This is a genomic window from Chromobacterium sp. HL1 (assembly GCF_057418835.1).
Window position 1 is genome coordinate 4162692 of sequence record NZ_CP162399.1, and the last position, 15075, is coordinate 4177766.

Annotated in this window: 14 protein-coding genes; 5 read left to right on the forward strand and 9 right to left on the reverse strand. The window is 66.1% G+C overall.

What is annotated here, in order from left to right; all coding sequences use genetic code 11:
* Positions 1-104: 104 nt before the first annotated feature.
* The 3 genes from AB1Z25_RS18960 to AB1Z25_RS18970 all read right to left on the reverse strand — a co-directional run bounded on the left by AB1Z25_RS18960 (position 105) and on the right by AB1Z25_RS18970 (position 3739).
* On the reverse strand, positions 105-1733 hold the full coding sequence (locus AB1Z25_RS18960; RefSeq protein WP_107800662.1) for a 3-(methylthio)propionyl-CoA ligase: 1629 nt from the start codon (positions 1731-1733) through the stop codon (positions 105-107).
* 204 nt (positions 1734-1937) lie between these two features.
* Positions 1938-2462, reverse strand: coding sequence for a response regulator transcription factor (locus AB1Z25_RS18965; RefSeq protein ID WP_107800663.1), 525 nt, complete (start codon positions 2460-2462; stop codon positions 1938-1940).
* The gene (locus tag AB1Z25_RS18970; protein WP_107800664.1) at positions 2462-3739 is read right to left on the reverse strand and encodes an ATP-binding protein; all 1278 of its coding nucleotides are present in this window, start codon (positions 3737-3739) and stop codon (positions 2462-2464) included. Before AB1Z25_RS18970 ends, AB1Z25_RS18965 begins: the two co-directional genes overlap by 1 nt.
* Positions 3740-3859: 120 nt before the next feature.
* On the opposite strand from AB1Z25_RS18970, the gene AB1Z25_RS18975 reads away from it, so the two are divergent.
* On the forward strand, positions 3860-5836 hold the full coding sequence (locus AB1Z25_RS18975) for a TonB-dependent copper receptor (protein WP_486635912.1): 1977 nt from the start codon (positions 3860-3862) through the stop codon (positions 5834-5836).
* A gap of 77 nt (positions 5837-5913) precedes the next feature.
* Entirely contained in the window at positions 5914-6315 is a 402-nt protein-coding gene (locus tag AB1Z25_RS18980) for a hypothetical protein (protein WP_107800666.1), read from the forward strand.
* 261 nt (positions 6316-6576) lie between these two features.
* Here the strand turns inward: AB1Z25_RS18980 and AB1Z25_RS18985 are convergent, their stop codons facing one another.
* Both AB1Z25_RS18985 and AB1Z25_RS18990 read right to left on the reverse strand, forming a co-directional pair.
* Positions 6577-7929 (reverse strand): ATP-binding protein, encoded by a 1353-nt coding sequence (locus AB1Z25_RS18985; protein WP_227105077.1) that lies wholly within the window; start codon positions 7927-7929, stop codon positions 6577-6579.
* Complete coding sequence (locus tag AB1Z25_RS18990) at positions 7926-8588, reverse strand: response regulator (protein ID WP_107800668.1); 663 nt, start codon at positions 8586-8588, stop codon at positions 7926-7928. Before AB1Z25_RS18990 ends, AB1Z25_RS18985 begins: the two co-directional genes overlap by 4 nt.
* 219 nt (positions 8589-8807) lie before the next feature.
* Here AB1Z25_RS18990 and AB1Z25_RS18995 point away from each other — a divergent pair, with 219 nt between their 5' ends.
* Together AB1Z25_RS18995 and AB1Z25_RS19000 are read left to right on the forward strand one after the other, a co-directional pair.
* Positions 8808-9638: a UDP-2,3-diacylglucosamine diphosphatase gene (locus AB1Z25_RS18995; protein WP_107800669.1), complete on the forward strand. Its 831-nt coding sequence runs from the start codon at positions 8808-8810 to the stop codon at positions 9636-9638.
* A complete protein-coding gene (locus tag AB1Z25_RS19000; protein ID WP_107800670.1) occupies positions 9626-10666 on the forward strand; it encodes a glycosyltransferase family 4 protein in 1041 nt (346 codons plus the stop codon). The genes AB1Z25_RS18995 and AB1Z25_RS19000 overlap by 13 nt, the downstream gene beginning before the upstream one ends.
* 508 nt (positions 10667-11174) lie before the next feature.
* Here AB1Z25_RS19000 and AB1Z25_RS19005 read toward each other — a convergent pair.
* Complete coding sequence (locus AB1Z25_RS19005) at positions 11175-11348, reverse strand: hypothetical protein (protein ID WP_158274344.1); 174 nt, start codon at positions 11346-11348, stop codon at positions 11175-11177.
* A 44-nt stretch (positions 11349-11392) separates the two neighbouring features.
* On the opposite strand from AB1Z25_RS19005, the gene AB1Z25_RS19010 reads away from it, so the two are divergent.
* Positions 11393-12175, forward strand: coding sequence for a ferredoxin--NADP reductase (locus tag AB1Z25_RS19010; RefSeq protein WP_019104206.1), 783 nt, complete (start codon positions 11393-11395; stop codon positions 12173-12175).
* Positions 12176-12284: 109 nt separating this feature from the next.
* Here AB1Z25_RS19010 and AB1Z25_RS19015 read toward each other — a convergent pair whose 3' ends face one another.
* The 3 genes from AB1Z25_RS19015 to rquA all read right to left on the reverse strand — a co-directional run bounded on the left by AB1Z25_RS19015 (position 12285) and on the right by rquA (position 15027).
* A complete protein-coding gene (locus AB1Z25_RS19015; protein ID WP_486635913.1) occupies positions 12285-13412 on the reverse strand; it encodes a pyridoxal-phosphate-dependent aminotransferase family protein in 1128 nt (375 codons plus the stop codon).
* Positions 13413-13628: 216 nt separating this feature from the next.
* Positions 13629-14162 (reverse strand): hypothetical protein, encoded by a 534-nt coding sequence (locus AB1Z25_RS19020; protein ID WP_486635914.1) that lies wholly within the window; start codon positions 14160-14162, stop codon positions 13629-13631.
* Between the two features lie 157 nt (positions 14163-14319).
* Positions 14320-15027, reverse strand: coding sequence for a rhodoquinone biosynthesis methyltransferase RquA (rquA, locus tag AB1Z25_RS19025; protein ID WP_107800673.1), 708 nt, complete (start codon positions 15025-15027; stop codon positions 14320-14322).
* Positions 15028-15075 lie beyond the last annotated feature (48 nt).

Genomic DNA, 15075 nt, shown 5'->3' on the forward strand with positions numbered 1-15075 from the left:
GCCGACATTTCGAGGGGCTAACACCTCAAAACCATACGGTTTTCAGTGCAGCCGCCACTGTAGCGTAATTACTCTATTCAGTCCAGTCCATTCCGCGACCGACGTCAGGAACGCCAGCGAAAATCGCGGAACTGCTCGCGCAGCCGCACCTTCTGCAATTTGCCGGTGGCGGTGTGCGGCAGCTCCTCGACGAAGGCCACATCGTCCGGCGTCCACCATTTGGCGATCTTGCCTTCGTAAAAGCCCAGCAGCTCTTCCGCCGTGGCGCTGGCGCCGGGCTTGAGCACCACCACCATCAGCGGCCGCTCGTCCCACTTGGGATGCGGAATGCCGATGGCCGCCGCCTCCGCCACCGCCGGGTGGCCCACCAGGATGTTTTCCAGCTCGATGGAGCTGATCCACTCGCCGCCGGACTTGATCACGTCCTTGGTGCGGTCGGTGATGCGCATGAAGCCGTCGGCGTCTATGGTCACCACGTCGCCGGTGTTGAACCAGCCGTCGGCGCTGTGGCTGGCGTCCAGTTCGCGGCGGAAGTATTGCGACAACACCCACAGGCCGCGCACCTGCAAGTTGCCGAAGGCCACGCCGTCGTGCGGCAGCGGCTTGCCGGCGTCGTCCACGATGCGGAGTTCGACGCCGTAGATCGGCCGCCCCTGCTTGGACAGCAGCGCGTGCAGCCGGGACGGCTCCAGGCCCTCGTGCTTGAGCTTGGGCGTGCCGGTGGTGCCGCAGGGCGACAGCTCGGTCATGCCCCAGAGCTGGCGCATTTCCACGCCGTGCTCGGCCAGTTGTTCGATCATGCTTTCCGGCACCGCCGATCCGCCGGCGATCACCCGCTTCAGGGAATGCAGCTTCAGATGGTTCTTCTGGCAATGCTGCAACAGCATCATCCACACCGTCGGCACCCCGGCGGTGACGGTCACCTGCTCGCTCTCGATCAGCTCGTACAGATTGACGCCGTCCAGCTTGGGTCCGGGCAGCACCAGCTTGCTGCCGTTCATGGTGCAACTGTAGGGCAGACCCCAGGCATTGACGTGGAACATCGGCACCACCGGCATCACGCAGGCGCGGGCCGAGATGTCGAAACTGTCCGGCAAGGCGCTGCCGTAGGCGTGCAGCACGGTGGAGCGATGCGAGAACAGCACGCCCTTGGGGTTGCCGGTGGTGCCGGAGGTATAACACAGGCTGGACGCGGCGTTTTCGTCCAGCAACGGCCACTGGTACTGGTCGCTGTGGCTGTTGACCAGGTCTTCGTAGCACAAGAGATTGGACAGCGGCGTCTGCGCCGGCATATGCGCCTTGTCCGTCATCAGCACGAAGGCTTCCACCGTGTCCAGTTGCGGCGCGATCTGCTCCACCAGCGGCAGGAAGCTCAGGTCGAACATCAGCACCCGGTCTTCCGCGTGCTGGACGATCCAGGCGATCTGTTCGGCGAACAGCCGCGGGTTCACCGTGTGGCACACCGCGCCGTAGCCGGACACGGCGAAGTAAGTCTCGTAATGGCGGTAGCCGTTCCAGGCCAGGGTGCCGACGCAATCGCCCTGGCGCACGCCCAGCGCCGCCAGCGCATTGGCCAGTTGGCGCGCGCGCCGCGCCGCCTCGCGGTAGGTGTAGCGATGGATGGGCCCCTCCACGGTGCGCGACACGATGGGCGTGTCGCCATGGTAGGTTTCGGCGTGGCGCAGCAAGTCGGAAATCAGCAAAGGCCGGTCCATCATCTGTCCGCGAAGCATGGTAGTCCCCTCCATTGGCATGGTTATGGACATTCACCATACGGCGGCTAGAGTGGACGCTCCAATCAATTTTTCTGATGGCGCGGCCAAGCCGGATTTATACCCTCGTCATGATCCGGTAATTGAAGAACAAAGACCGCTACAATCCGCATCCAGCCCATTGGCGGCGGGCAGCCGCGCAGTAGCAATGCAACAGGCCTGGCTTCAACTCTTCACCGGCTTCTTCGCCAGCATCCGCTGCAAAGTGCGCCGGTGCATGTTCAAGGCGCGGGCGGTGGCGGAGATGTTGCCGTCGTTTTCGCTGAGCACCCGTTGCAGATGCTCCCAGGTCACCCGCCGCAGCGACATCGGCTGCGGCGTCAGCGGCAGCTCGGGATTGGCCTGCTGCTGTTCGAAGGCGGCCAGGATTTCGTCCACCGTCGCCGGCTTGGCCAGATACTGCACCGCGCCCAGCTTGGTGGCCTCCACCGCGGTGGCGATGCTGGCGTAGCCGGTCAGAATCAAAATGGCGCTGCGCGGGCAGGCGGCGAGCAAAGCCGGCAGCAGACGCAGCCCGCTGTCGCCGTCCAGGTTCAAATCCAGCACGATGCGCGCCGGCGCGTCGCCGGCCAATTCCAAGGCCTGCGCGGCGGTTTGGGCCGCCGCCACTTCAAAACCGCGCCGGCTCAGGGAGCGCGCCAGAATGGCGACGAAGGCCTCGTCATCGTCCACCAAGAGAAAATCCAGCATCAGGCTCCTTCCTTATCGTCCGCCAGCAAGGGCAGGCGCACCTGCGCGTGCACGCCGCCCTCCGGCCGGTTCAGCAAACGCAGCGAACCGCCCAGCCGCGCCAGCGTCGCATGGCTCAGCATCACGCCCAGGCCCATGCCCACCGGCTTGTCGGACGGCAGCGGGGTCAGGCCGGCGCGCTCCAGCTGCTGCTCGGTCAAACAGCCCTGATGGTTGACGATGTCCAGCAGCAAGGCTCCCTGCTCCAGCCGCGCCGCCACCGTCAGTTCGCCGCCGCCGGCTTCGGCCGCGTTGTTGATCAGATTGAAAAACGCTGGCCAGAACGCCGGGTCCAGCGTCACCAGCGGGTCAGGCCCGCGCGGCGTCTGCCAGTCCAGCCTCACGTCCGGCCGCAGCGAGCGCCAGCCGGCCAGGCGCTCGGCCAAGGCCGCGAACAGCGCGGTCTCCCCCGGCGCGGACTCCGAACCCAGCTTCAAGCGCGCCAGCGCGCTGCCGCAGTTGGCCAGCTGCGCCTTCATCAGCAGCAAGTCTTCCATCAGCTCTGCGTCCCGCTGCCGCGTGGCCAGCAACTCGTCCACCAGCAGCGTCATGGTGTTCAAGGGCGTGGACAACGAGTGGGCGGCGCCGGCCGCCTGCATGCCCACCGCCAGCAATTGCTCGTCGCGCAGCTGGGTTTCCCGCGCCGTCGCCAGCGCCGCCTCGCGCAGGGCCAGCTGCCGCGCCAGCCAGGACACGAAGCCGGCGATCAACAGCGCCGACAGCGCGAAGCTCAACCACATCCCGGTCAGATGCATGGAGAAGATGTGCAGCGCGTTGCCGTGGTCCACCGGCCAGCTCAGATGCCACTCGAACAGCAGGCCATAGGCGGCGACGCTGGCCAGCGCCAGCGCCCAGGCGAACAGGCCCGGCGACAACAGCGCGGCGAACAGCACCGGCGGCAAAAACAGCGAAGCCAGCGGATTGGCCGCGCCGCCGGTGAAGGCCAGCAGCTCGGTCAGCACCAGCACATCGGCGGACAAGCCCAAACGCAAGGCCAGCAAGGGGTCGCCGCCGCGGCGCAGCCACCACGGCAGGCAGACGTTGACCGCGGCCAGCGTCAGCAGCGCCTGGGACAGCAAAGGCCAGGGCAGGTAGACGTGCTGCCACCAACAGACCAAGGCCACGGTGGAGCCCAGCAGCAGCATCAGCCAGCGCAGCCAGCCTATCAGCCGCGCCGAGCGCGCGATGTCAGCGGTCAGGCCCAGGCGGGGGGAGGAAACGGGGAATCCGGCAATCATGGCCGACACTTTATCACCATGCGCCGAACAGGGGCGCTGCGACACTTTGCCGCATTGGGCCGCCGCACCTCGCAACTTAGAATTGTCACCTCTAAATTTGTTAACGTTAGTTTCTAAAAAATGACTAAAAAACCGTATTTGCTGCCGATTCCCCTGGCGCTCGCCGTCGGCCACGCCTTTGCTCAGGAACTGCCGGAATTCCGCGGCGAGGAAGTGCTGGTCACCGCCACCAAGGCGGAGCAGCCGCTGAAAATGTCGGTGGACCCGCGCGCGCCGCGCCAGCCGCTGCCGTCGGCCGACGGCGCCGGCCTGCTCAAGGGCCTGCCCGGCTTCAACGTGATCCGCAAAGGCGGCGCCTCCGGCGACCCGCTGCTGCGCGGCCTGGGCGGCTCCCGCCTGGCCATCCTCGCCGACGGCAACTTCGTGTTCGGCGGCTGCGGCGGCCGCATGGACCCGCCCACCGCCTATCTCTATCCGGACGCCTATGACGAGGTGAACGTGGTCAAGGGCCCGCAAAGCGTCAAGCTCGGACCCGGCCTGATCAGCGGCGGCGTCAACTTCGAACGCAAGACCAAGCGCTTCGACGAGGCCGGCGTGCGCTTCAACGGCAGCCTGACCGGCGGCAACGCCGACCGCAACGACGCCTACGCCGACGCCGCCTTCGGCTCCAGCCTGGGCTATGTGCGCGCCATCGCCAGCCGCAATCACGGCGGCGACTACAAGGACGGCAACGGCGCCAAGGTCCACTCCAGCTTCGACCGCGACAGCCAGACCCTGATCGCCGGACTGACCCCGGACCGGGACACCACGCTGGAACTGGCTCTGGACCGCAGCCGCGGCCAGGCCGCCTACGCGGACCGAGGCATGGACGGCAGCCAGTTCGACCGCGACGCCTGGAGCTTCAAGGCCGAGCGCCGCAACCTCAGCGGCTGGCTGGACGCGCTGCGGCTGCAACTGGGTCACAGCTATGTCGACCACGTGATGGACAACTACTCCCTCCGCCCGCAAACCGCGCCGGCCAGCCGTTCCGCGATGAATCCCGACCGCAGCGCCGACACCGGCCGCCTGGCCGCCGACATGGCCTTCGGCGACTGGGAAGTGAGCGCCGGTTTCGACTGGCTGAGCGACCGCCACCGCAGCCGCATGGGCAAAGGCCCCAACGTCGGCCAATACGTGGATCAGCCACGCGCGCCCAACCAAAGCTTCGACAATCACGGCGTCTACGCCGAGGCCAGCCACCCGCTGGGCGCGGGCGGCAAACTGATTGCCGGACTGCGCCGCGACCAGACCCAGGCGGTGTTCGAGGCCAAGGCCGCGGCCATGGGCAAGCCGGCCCAAGCGCGCCAGGAAACCCAGTACCAGCTCAACGCCGGCTTCCTGCGTTACGAACACACGGCGGGCAGTTGGACCCGCTACGTCGGCCTGGGCCAAGCCGAACGCGCGCCTGACTTCTGGGAGCGCAACAAGAACGACAGCCTGAACAGCGAAACCAACCGCCAACTGGACGCCGGCCTGCTCTACCGCGACGACAAGCTACAAGGCTCGCTGTCCGCCTACGCCAGCCGCGTGCAGAACTTCATTCTGGTGGAAGGCGACGCCGGCGCCATCGGCGGCAAGGCCCGCAACATCGACGCGCGCCGCTACGGCTTCGAAGGCGACCTCAGCTGGCGCTTCGCGCCGGAATGGACGCTGTCCGGCAGCCTGGCCTGGGTCTGGGCCGCCAATCTCGATGAAAACCGTCCGCTGGGCCAGACCCCGCCGCTGGACGCCAAGGCGGCGCTGAAATGGGACAACGGCAAATACGCGACCGGCCTAACCGTGCGCGGCGTGCAGCGCCAGGACCGCGTGGCGCCCGGCCAGGGCAATATCGTCGGCACCGACATCGGCGCGACCCCGGGCTTCGGCGTGGTGTCGCTGGACGGCGGCATGAAGCTGAACAAGCACGCCAAGCTCTTGTTCGGCGTCGACAACCTGTTCAACAAGGCCTACGCCGAAAGCGTCAGCAAAGGCGGCGCGATGGTGGCCGGCTACGACCGCACCCTGCAGGTCAACGAGCCGGGCCGCACAGTGTGGGGCCGCGTGCAATTACAGTTCTGATTCCGCGGCCTCTCGCCGCCATGCCTCCAGTCTGCTAGGCTGGAGGCCTTTTGCCACCGCCCAAACTTCACCGCCGGATGAAAACGCCCTATCTGAAAATACTCGCCTGCGGCCTGACCCTGTTCATCCTGCTGGGTCCGCTGGTGGCCTTGCTGGCCAGCGGCGTGGTGCCGATGATGGCTTATTTGATGGGCGCGATTCCGGCGCTGGGCTTTGGCCTGCTGCTCTGCCTGCTGCGCATGCTGCTGGCCCGGCCCATCGCCGGCTGGCAGCAAGGCTGGCCGCGCTGGCTGCTGGCCCTGGTCGCCTTCCTGCCCGGCGCCTTCAGCGGCAGCGTGGTCACCTTCGTCTACGCCCGGCTGGCCGAGCCGCTGCTGTACAACGACCTGATGAACCTCTATCTGGGCGCGATGGCCGGCGGCGTCTGCAACGCGCTGTTCTGGCTGATGCGCTTCGGCGCGCCTAAACGCCCGAGCTAGACAAAAAGAAAGCCCGCCGAAACCGGCGGGCCGCAACCAAATGTAGAACGCTGGCTGCGTCAGGGCCAGCGTCGCCAGCATAGCCGGATTCCCCCTCTGCTCCCATGCGGCGAATTGCCGCAGTCCCAGAGCCTGCTCCAAGCCTCGTCTGCAAGACGAAAACGGCTGAGAAAGCGGAACGCACGAATGCCGCATGAGCGTTTCAAATGCTGCGCTCGCCGCGCCACGTCTCACGAAGCGCAGCGGACTTTGCACAGCTTCTCAGCGCCGCCGCAAGCCGGCCTCCAGCCCGCCGCCGTCTCGCTTGGCCAGAATCAGCCGCAGGCCGTGCAGCTCCGCCACCCGCTCGACGATGGACAAGCCCAGCCCGCTGCCGACCACGTCCTGGCCCGGCGGCCGGAAGAAGCGCTCGCGTATCCGTTCCAGCCATTCCGCCGCCACGCCCGGACCGCGGTCCAGCACGCTGACCGAGTCCTCGGCCAGCACCAGCCGCGCCTCGCCGCCCTCGGCGCCGTAGCGGACGGCGTTTTCCAGCAGATTGCGCAGCATCAGGCCCACCAGGGTTTCGTCTCCGTTCAAGGGCAAGACCCGTTCCGGCACGCAGCGCCATTCGGTTTCCAGCCTCACCCCCTTGAGCGCCGCCTCCGCAGCCATCTCCGCCAGCACGCGCTCGGTCAAGGCCGCCCAGGCGATGGGCTCGCCCTGGCGCGGCGCGTTCAAGGGGTCCAGGCGCGACAGGGCCAGCAACTGCTCCACCAAGCGCGTGGCGCGGTCTATGCCCAACATCAATTGCCGCATGGCGTGCCGGCGGCGGCCCTCGTCCGGCAGCAGCTCCAGCACCTCGGCCTGCACTTTCAGCGCCGCCAGCGGCGTGCGCAGCTCGTGCGCGGCGTCGGCGGTGAAGCGGCGCTCGTGTTCCAGCGTGGCCGCGATGCGGGCGAACAAGGCGTTCAGCGCGTCCACCAGCGGCAGCACCTCCCGCGGCACCTCCCGCGACACCGGCTCGCTGTCGTCCGGCGCGCGCTGGGCGATGCCGGCGGCCAGGCGCTTGAGCGGCCCCAGCTCGCGGCGCACCGCCAGCAGGATCAGCAGCAGCATCACCGGCAGGCCCACCAGCCACGGCAGCAGCTGGGCGGACACCACCTTCAACACCATCTCGTGGCGCAAGCCCTGTTTCTGTCCCACCGCCACCAGCCGCGAACCGTCCGGCGCGGCCAGATAGATCAGCCGCCAGTTGTGATCGCTGTCCTTGCCGCGGTAATCGTAGAAGCCGCGCCGTTCCGGCTCGAAGTCGAAGCGACGGCCGCGGCCGTCGCTAAGCAAGAGATTGCCGCGACGGTCCCAGACCGCCAGGCCGAAATCGTCGTTTTCCAGCTGCCCCTTGTCGGCGTGCTTGAGCAGGTGCTTGAGCTTGGGCAGCTCGATCAGCGAATTCTCGCTGACCTCCACCAGCAACAGCTGGCGGGCGAACTGCCCCATCTGGGTGTCGAACAGCTCGTCCACCTCCTCGTGCGCCAGCCAGGCCGCGGTGGCGGAAGCCACCAGCCAGATGGCCGGCACGATCAGCAACAGCAGCAGCAATAGCCGCGCCTGCAGGCTGCGCGGTCCCCTCATGCCGGATCTCCCAGGGTGTAGCCCACGCCGCGCAGGGTGCGGATGAAGGCGCTGCCCAGCTTCTTGCGCAAATGGTGCACATGCACCTCCACCGCATTGCTTTCCAGCTCCTGGCCCCAGCCGTAGAGCTTGTCCTCGATCAGTTCGCGCGGCAGCACCCGCCCCTTGTGGCTGAGCAGCAACTCAAGCAGCGCCAGTTCGCGCGCGGTCAGCTCCAGCGGCGCGCCGTCCAGCGTGGCCGCGCGCGCCACCGGATCCAGACAGAGGCGGCCGTGCCGCCATTCCGGGTGGCTCTGGCCGTGTCGACGCCTATGCAGCGCGCGCAGCCGCGCCGCCACCTCGCTCAGCGCGAACGGTTTGACCAGATAATCGTCGGCGCCGGCGTCCAGGCCGCCGACGCGGTCCGCCAGCGCGTCGCGCGCGGTCAACACCAGCACCGGCACGTCCTGGCCGCCGCGCCGCCAGGCGGACAGGATGTCCATGCCGTCCATGCCCGGCAGCCCCAGGTCCAGCACCACCGCGTCGTAGGGCGCGGCGCTCAGCGCCGCCAGCCCCTGCTTGCCGTCGCGAAACCAGTCCGCGACAAAGCCCAGCTGCTCCAGGCCGATTTTCAACCCGTCGCCGATCTGAGCGTCGTCCTCCACCACCAAAACCCGCATATCCGTCTCCCCGTCGCCGGGCGTTCAAGATCCCGGCAGCCTAGCGCGCTCTCGCCGCCGTCACAAGCGCCGCCGCAATGCCCGATTGCAACAGAGCGCGCTTAAGACAATCTTAAAGGCCCCGCTCAAGAAATTTCATCGCGTCGTCACCGAAATCTCACGCGACTGTCACCTGCCGCTGTCAGCATCGCCAGCAGTCCACAGGCCGACGGAGCCGCCATGCAGCCAGACCCCGCCCCCGACAGCGCCCGACAACTGCGCGCGATCTGGATTTCCGACGTCCACCTCGGCACCTCCGGCTGCCGCGCCGACCACCTGTTGGACTTCCTGCGCTGCCACGAATCCGAATACCTATACCTGGTCGGCGACATCGTCGACGGCTGGCAGCTGAAAAAATCCTGGTACTGGAAGCAGAGCCACAACGACGTGGTGCAAAAAGTGCTGCGCAAGGCGCGCAAGGGCACCAAGGTGATCTACGTGCCCGGCAACCACGACGAGGCGGCGCGCCAGTACGCCGGGCTGGACTTCGGCGGCATCGCCATCCGTCAGGAGGCCGAGCACCGCACCGCCGACGGCAAGCGGCTGCTGATCCTGCACGGCGACGAATTCGACGGCGTGATCCAGTACGCCAAATGGCTGGCCTATGTCGGCGACACCCTCTACACCCTGATCCTGGAACTGAACCGCGGCTTCAACTGGGCGCGGCTGAAACTGGGCCTGCCGTACTGGTCGCTGTCGCAGTACCTGAAACACAAGGTCAAAAACGCGGTCAACTTCATCAGCAATTTCGAAACCATTCTCGCCGGCGAAGCGCGCCGGCGCGGCTACGACGGCGTGATCTGCGGCCACATCCACAAGGCCGAGGTGCGCGACATCGACGGCATTCTCTACGGCAACAGCGGCGACTGGGTGGAAAGCCTGTCCGCGCTGGTGGAACACGCCGACGGCCGGCTGGAAGTGCTGTACTGGACCCAAATGGGACAGCCGGCCGCCGCCTTGCAAGCCCAAACGGCGCAAGCCGACCACAAGGAGACGACATGCGCATCCTGATTGTCACCGACGCCTGGCTGCCCCAGGTCAACGGCGTGGTCCGTTCGCTGACCGAAACCGCGCGCGAACTGGCCGGCTTCGGACACCAGGTGGAAATGATCACCCCGCAGGCCTTCCGCACCCTGCCCTGCCCTACCTATCCCGACATCCGCCTGTCGCTGTTTCCCTACCGCAAAGTGGCCGACCGCATCGCCGCCTTCGCGCCGGACGCCATCCACATCGCCACCGAGGGGCCGCTGGGCCTGGCTGCGCGCCGCTATTGCCTGCGCCACGGCCTGGCTTTCTCCACCGCCTATCACACCCGCTTTCCGGAATACGTACACGCCCGCTGCCGGCTGCCGCTGGCGCTCAGCTACGCCTGGATGCGCCGCTTCCACAACGCCGCTCATTGCGTGATGGTGCCCACCCAGTCCATCGCCGACGATTTGAGCGCCCGCGGCTTTCACAACGTCAAGCTGTGGAGCCGCGGCGTGGACACCGCACTGTTCAGCCCCGGCCCGCGCGAGCGGCTGGACGGCACCGCGCCGCCGCGCTTCGTCTACATCGGCCGGGTGGCGGTGGAAAAGAACATCGAGGCCTTTCTCAAGCTGGAGTTGCCGGGCAGCAAATGGGTGGTGGGCGACGGCCCGCAGCTGGCGCGGCTGAAGCAGCACTATCAGGACGTCCACTTCGCCGGCATCTTTCCCCAGCACGAGCTGGCGCGCTTCTACCGCGCCGCCGACGTCTTCGTGTTTCCCAGCCTGACCGACACCTTCGGCCTGGTGCTGCTGGAGGCGATGGCCTGCGGCACGCCGGTGGCCGCTTACCCGGTGGCCGGACCGCTGGACGTGGTCGGCGACAGCGGCGCCGGCGTGCTGGACGCCGACCTGCGCGCCGCCTGCCTGAAGGCGCTGGAACTGGACCGCGGCCATGTGCGCGCCGTCGCCGAGCGCTACTCCTGGCAGGCCGCCAGCCGCCAGTTCGAACAACATCTGCGGCCCGCTCGGCTGGCGCTGGACGCGCCGCTGGCCGACCCTAAGGCCAGTTGAGGCCGCCGCCCGCCGGCTTGCATTGGGAACGGCAGCGTCTATAGTGGAATGGTCAACACGACAGGGAGGGTTCCGAATGCTTTCATGGCAGTATGCCGGCGGCCATCCAGTTTTCCACGCGTTGAGCATTGGCCAATAAACACGGCCAGCCAAATCGGCACAGTCCGCAACGCCAAGCCAGCCTCCAAGACGGAGCGCATGCAACACCGGCCAGGCCGGTCCGCCAAATCCAGAGTCAATAAACTTGTGATTACCGTTTGTCGATTTGCCCATTAAGAAAGAAGCGGTTGGTCTTTCTGTGATGTCCATCAAGGACACGGTGCGCGGCAAGCTGCCATGATGGCGGCGCCGCCACGACACGGCATCGTCGTAGCGCTGTCTTGTACAGCCCGCTCTTTGGTAACGGCCTTGCGGTAAAGCGGTGGTCGTGCGGTTCTGCAAGGGTAAAGCGCATAGTCTTTCTCTGTAAGTTGTCCGAGAGGGCGTCCCGCCACGGTGACGCCCTCTTTCATTGCGTCGCGGACAAATAACGCGCAGCGATAAACACATCAGAAAACAATCGTTCGGCGGCGACGGCAATGTCGGTTAACATGCTGTTCCAATTGAATTTAACGTCGATATCGCCGGCCTTGCCCAGTAAGAACAAGCGGCGAAGCGACAAACCGGTTAAAATCGGCCCCATACTTTTCGAGCTTCTACTTCATAAATTAGCGAGCAGCAAACCTTATGTCCTCTCCCAACCTGACCTCCGAAAAGGTCCTGTCCGTCCATCACTGGAACGACACCCTGTTCAGCTTCACCTGCACCCGCGACGCCGGCCTGCGCTTCATCAACGGCCAGTTCGTGATGATAGGTCTGGAAGTCAACGGCAAGCCGCTGATGCGCGCCTACTCCATCGTCAGCTCCAACTACGAAGAACACATGGAGTTCTACAGCATCAAGGTGCAGGACGGTCCGCTGACCTCCCGCCTGCAGCACCTGAAGGTGGGCGACACCGTGATGATCAGCAAGAAGCCCACCGGCACCCTGGTGCAGGACAATCTGCTGCCCGGCAAAAACCTCTACCTGCTGTCCACCGGCACCGGCCTCGCCCCCTTCATGTCCATCATCAAAGACCCGGACGTGTACGAGCGCTACGACAAAGTGATCCTGACCCATGGCGTGCGCTGGGTCAGCGAGCTGGGCTACCACGACTACATCACCAAAGAACTGCCGGAAAACGAATTCTTCGGCGAGATGGTGCGCGAGAAACTGATCTACTACCCGACCGTGACCCGCGAGCCCTTCCGCAATCAGGGCCGGCTGACCGACCTGATCACCAGCGGCAAGCTGTGCGCCGACATCGGCCTGCCGCAAATGAACCCGGAACACGACCGCGCGCTGATCTGCGGCAGCCCGTCCATGCTGCACGATCTGTGCGAGATCCTGAACGGCATGGGCTTCAAGGAATCCCCGCGCATGGGCGAACCGGCCGACTACGCGATCGAACGCGCCTTCGTCGAAAAATAAGCCGATCCGCCTCCCGCGGCAGCAAAAACGCCATCCTTCGCGGATGGCGTTTTTCATCTCCCGGCGGCGCGGCGCGCGCTGACGCGCGCCCGCCGGACACAGGCCGCGCTTACTTCAACACGCTCTCCAGCGCCTTCAGGCACAGCGCCACGTTCTCGCGGCGCGCGCCGTAGCCCATCAGGCCGATGCGCCAGGCCTTGCCGGCCAGATCGCCCAGGCCGCCGCCTATCTCCAGGTTGTACTCCTGCAACAGACGATTGCGCGTGGCCGCGTCGTCTATGCCCTCGGGAATATAAACCGCGTTCAGCTGCGGCAAGCGCGCCGCGGCGTCCACCACGAACCTCAGCCCCAGCTTCTCCAGGCCGTCGCGCAGAATCAGATGCATGTCGCGGTGGCGCCGCCAAGCCGCTTCCAGGCCCTCGCCGGCCAGCTGGCGCAGCGATTCGTGCAGCGCGTACAAGGCGTTCACCGGCGCGGTGTGATGGTAGCTGCGCTTGCCGCCGCCCCAGTAGGCCATCACCAGGGTCTGGTCCAGGAACCAGCTGGGCACCGGGCTTTGCCGCGCCTGCAGCTTGTCCACCGCCGCCGGCGAAAAAGACAAGGGCGACAAGCCGGGCACGCAGGACAGACACTTCTGGCTGCCGGAATACACCGCGTCCACGCCCCATTCGTCCACGCGCAGCTCCACCCCGCCCAGCGAGGTCACCGCGTCGACGATGCTCAGGCAACCGTGGCGTTTGGCCAGCGCGCACAGCGTCTGGGCGTCGGACAGCGCGCCGGTGGAAGTCTCGGCGTGAACGAAGGCCAGGAAGCGCGCATCCGGATTGGCTTTCAAGGCGCTCTCCACCGCGTCCGGATCCACCGGCTGGCCCCAGGGGCTGTCCACCAGCACCGGCACCGCGCCCAGCCGCACCACGTTCTGGCGCATGCGCTCGCCGAACACGCCGTTGCGGCAGACGATGACCTTCTCGCCCGGCTCCACCAGGTTGACGAAGCAGGCTTCCATGCCGGCCGAACCCGGCGCCGACAGCGCCACCGTCATCGGGTTTGCGGTCTGGAACGCGTATTGCAGCAGGCTTTTCACCTCGTCCATCATGCCGACGAACAGCGGGTCCAGATGGCCGACGGTGGGGCGGGCCTGGGCGGCCAGCACTTCCGGATAAACGTCGGACGGGCCCGGCCCCATCAGAATGCGGCGCGGCGGCAGGAAGGCGGAAACTTGCGGGGCGGCTAGCATGGAAGCTCCTTAAGCGCGAAATCAATGGACGAAAGCGGTTTCAAGCCGGGCATGCGGCCGGCATCGAAGCGTTTGAGTGTAACAGCATAAGGCCGCCGGGCGCGCCTGTCCTGCCGGCGGTCCCGTTCAAAAAGAAAAAGGAGGCCGCGGCCTCCTTTGAGTCTTGGCCTCCCTGAGGGGCCTGTTTTTTTTAGCGAGCCAGACGCGAGGTCCGGTTTATTTGGCAGCCGATGCAGCGGCCTTCTTGGCCTTGCTGGCGTGCTTCTTGTGTTGAGCGGCCTTTTTCTCTACTTTCTTGGCCGGAGCGGAGGCCTCGGCCTTGGCGGCCTGGGCTTTCTGCGCCGGAGCGGAAGCGGCTTTTTTAGCGTGCTTGGCGTGCGGCTTTTTAGCGGCGTGCTTCTTGGCCGGAGCGGAAGCTTCAGCCTTGGCGGCCTGGGCTTTCTGGGCGGCGGCGGAAGCGGCCTTCTTCGCATGCTTGGCGTGCGGCTTCTTGGCGGCGTGCTTGGCCTTGGCCGGAGCGGACGCTTCAGCCTTGGCGGCCTGGGCTTTTTGCGCCGGAGCGGAAGCGGCTACCTTTTCGCCTTTCTTGGCGTGGTGGATCTTGGCCGGGTGCTTTTCAGCTTTCTTGGCGGCCGGAGCCATTTTGGCTGCCGGAGCGGAAGCGGCCGGCTTGGCGGTTTCGGCGGCGAAACCAGCGGCGGAGCTCAGGCCGAAAGCGGCGGTCAGGGCAAGCAGAGTCAGTTTGTTCATGATGCATCTCCAGTTTCAGGCTTGGGAGCCTTGGGCTCCCGTTCACCGATCACATCGCGCCGGATTCGGCGCTTCCTTGAGATGTATCCTAGCCCTGCCCCCGTCCCGGGTCTGTTAGTCGCTTGTAAGCCCGTGTAACGTCAAGTACGGCGCGCCCTCAAGGCTTCCTCTTCGCCGTCGTCACCTGGTACACCCCGCCGAACAGGGTGCGCTTGCTCCAGTCGAAGCCGTCCGCCTCTTGCGCGTAGTCGCGAATCTCATGGTTCCACAAGGCCTCGGCGAACGGCTCCAGCACGCGGTTCACCCATTTGAGCAGCCAGCCTATCGGCTGCCACGGCTTGGGCCTATGGTAGTCGACGAAGACCGCGCGGCCGCCGGGCGGCACCTGGGACAGCATATTGTCGACGATGGCGCGCTTCAGATGATCCGGCACCTCGTGCAGCAGGAAGAAACTGCAGATCAAGTTGAAATCGTCGGACTCCAGCCGGTGGTTGCCGGCGTTGGCGCGCACCACCGCGGCTTGGGGGCGATCGCGCAGCTTGCGCTCGGCGTGCTCTATCTGCACCGGCGTGATGTCGGTGAGCACGAAACGCCCGTCCCCGCCCACCCGGTCCGCCGCGCGCTGCACCAGGTCGCCGTAGACATGGGCCACCTGCCACACCTTGTCGCCGGGGCGGATCTGCTCCAGATAGGCGCGCATCAGCCTTTGATCGTTGAAGAACAACAAGACGCGCACCACCAGGTTGCGATCCAGCCAGCCGGCCTTGCGCGGGTTGACGTAAGCCCAGTCGTACACCTGGGTCATGTATTCCGGCACGCCCTCGTAATACGGGTCTACCGGCAGTTTGGGGTGGTTTTGGGTCATCGCGCAGCCATCTGAAAGCAAGAAAGCTCCAGACTAGCAAAACCGGCC

Coding starts and splice junctions, on each gene's coding strand:
- AB1Z25_RS18985 (WP_227105077.1), bottom strand. CDS start 7,929: ATGAGGGGACCGCGCAGCCTGCAGGCGCGGCTATTGCTGCTGCTGTTG.
- AB1Z25_RS18975 (WP_486635912.1), top strand. CDS start 3,860: ATGACTAAAAAACCGTATTTGCTGCCGATTCCCCTGGCGCTCGCCGTC.
- AB1Z25_RS18970 (WP_107800664.1), bottom strand. CDS start 3,739: ATGATTGCCGGATTCCCCGTTTCCTCCCCCCGCCTGGGCCTGACCGCT.
- AB1Z25_RS19000 (WP_107800670.1), top strand. CDS start 9,626: ATGCGCATCCTGATTGTCACCGACGCCTGGCTGCCCCAGGTCAACGGC.
- AB1Z25_RS19015 (WP_486635913.1), bottom strand. CDS start 13,412: ATGCTAGCCGCCCCGCAAGTTTCCGCCTTCCTGCCGCCGCGCCGCATT.
- AB1Z25_RS19010 (WP_019104206.1), top strand. CDS start 11,393: ATGTCCTCTCCCAACCTGACCTCCGAAAAGGTCCTGTCCGTCCATCAC.
- AB1Z25_RS18960 (WP_107800662.1), bottom strand. CDS start 1,733: ATGCTTCGCGGACAGATGATGGACCGGCCTTTGCTGATTTCCGACTTG.
- AB1Z25_RS18995 (WP_107800669.1), top strand. CDS start 8,808: ATGCAGCCAGACCCCGCCCCCGACAGCGCCCGACAACTGCGCGCGATC.
- AB1Z25_RS18980 (WP_107800666.1), top strand. CDS start 5,914: ATGAAAACGCCCTATCTGAAAATACTCGCCTGCGGCCTGACCCTGTTC.
- rquA (WP_107800673.1), bottom strand. CDS start 15,027: ATGACCCAAAACCACCCCAAACTGCCGGTAGACCCGTATTACGAGGGC.
- AB1Z25_RS19005 (WP_158274344.1), bottom strand. CDS start 11,348: ATGGGGCCGATTTTAACCGGTTTGTCGCTTCGCCGCTTGTTCTTACTG.
- AB1Z25_RS19020 (WP_486635914.1), bottom strand. CDS start 14,162: ATGAACAAACTGACTCTGCTTGCCCTGACCGCCGCTTTCGGCCTGAGC.
- AB1Z25_RS18965 (WP_107800663.1), bottom strand. CDS start 2,462: ATGCTGGATTTTCTCTTGGTGGACGATGACGAGGCCTTCGTCGCCATT.
- AB1Z25_RS18990 (WP_107800668.1), bottom strand. CDS start 8,588: ATGCGGGTTTTGGTGGTGGAGGACGACGCTCAGATCGGCGACGGGTTG.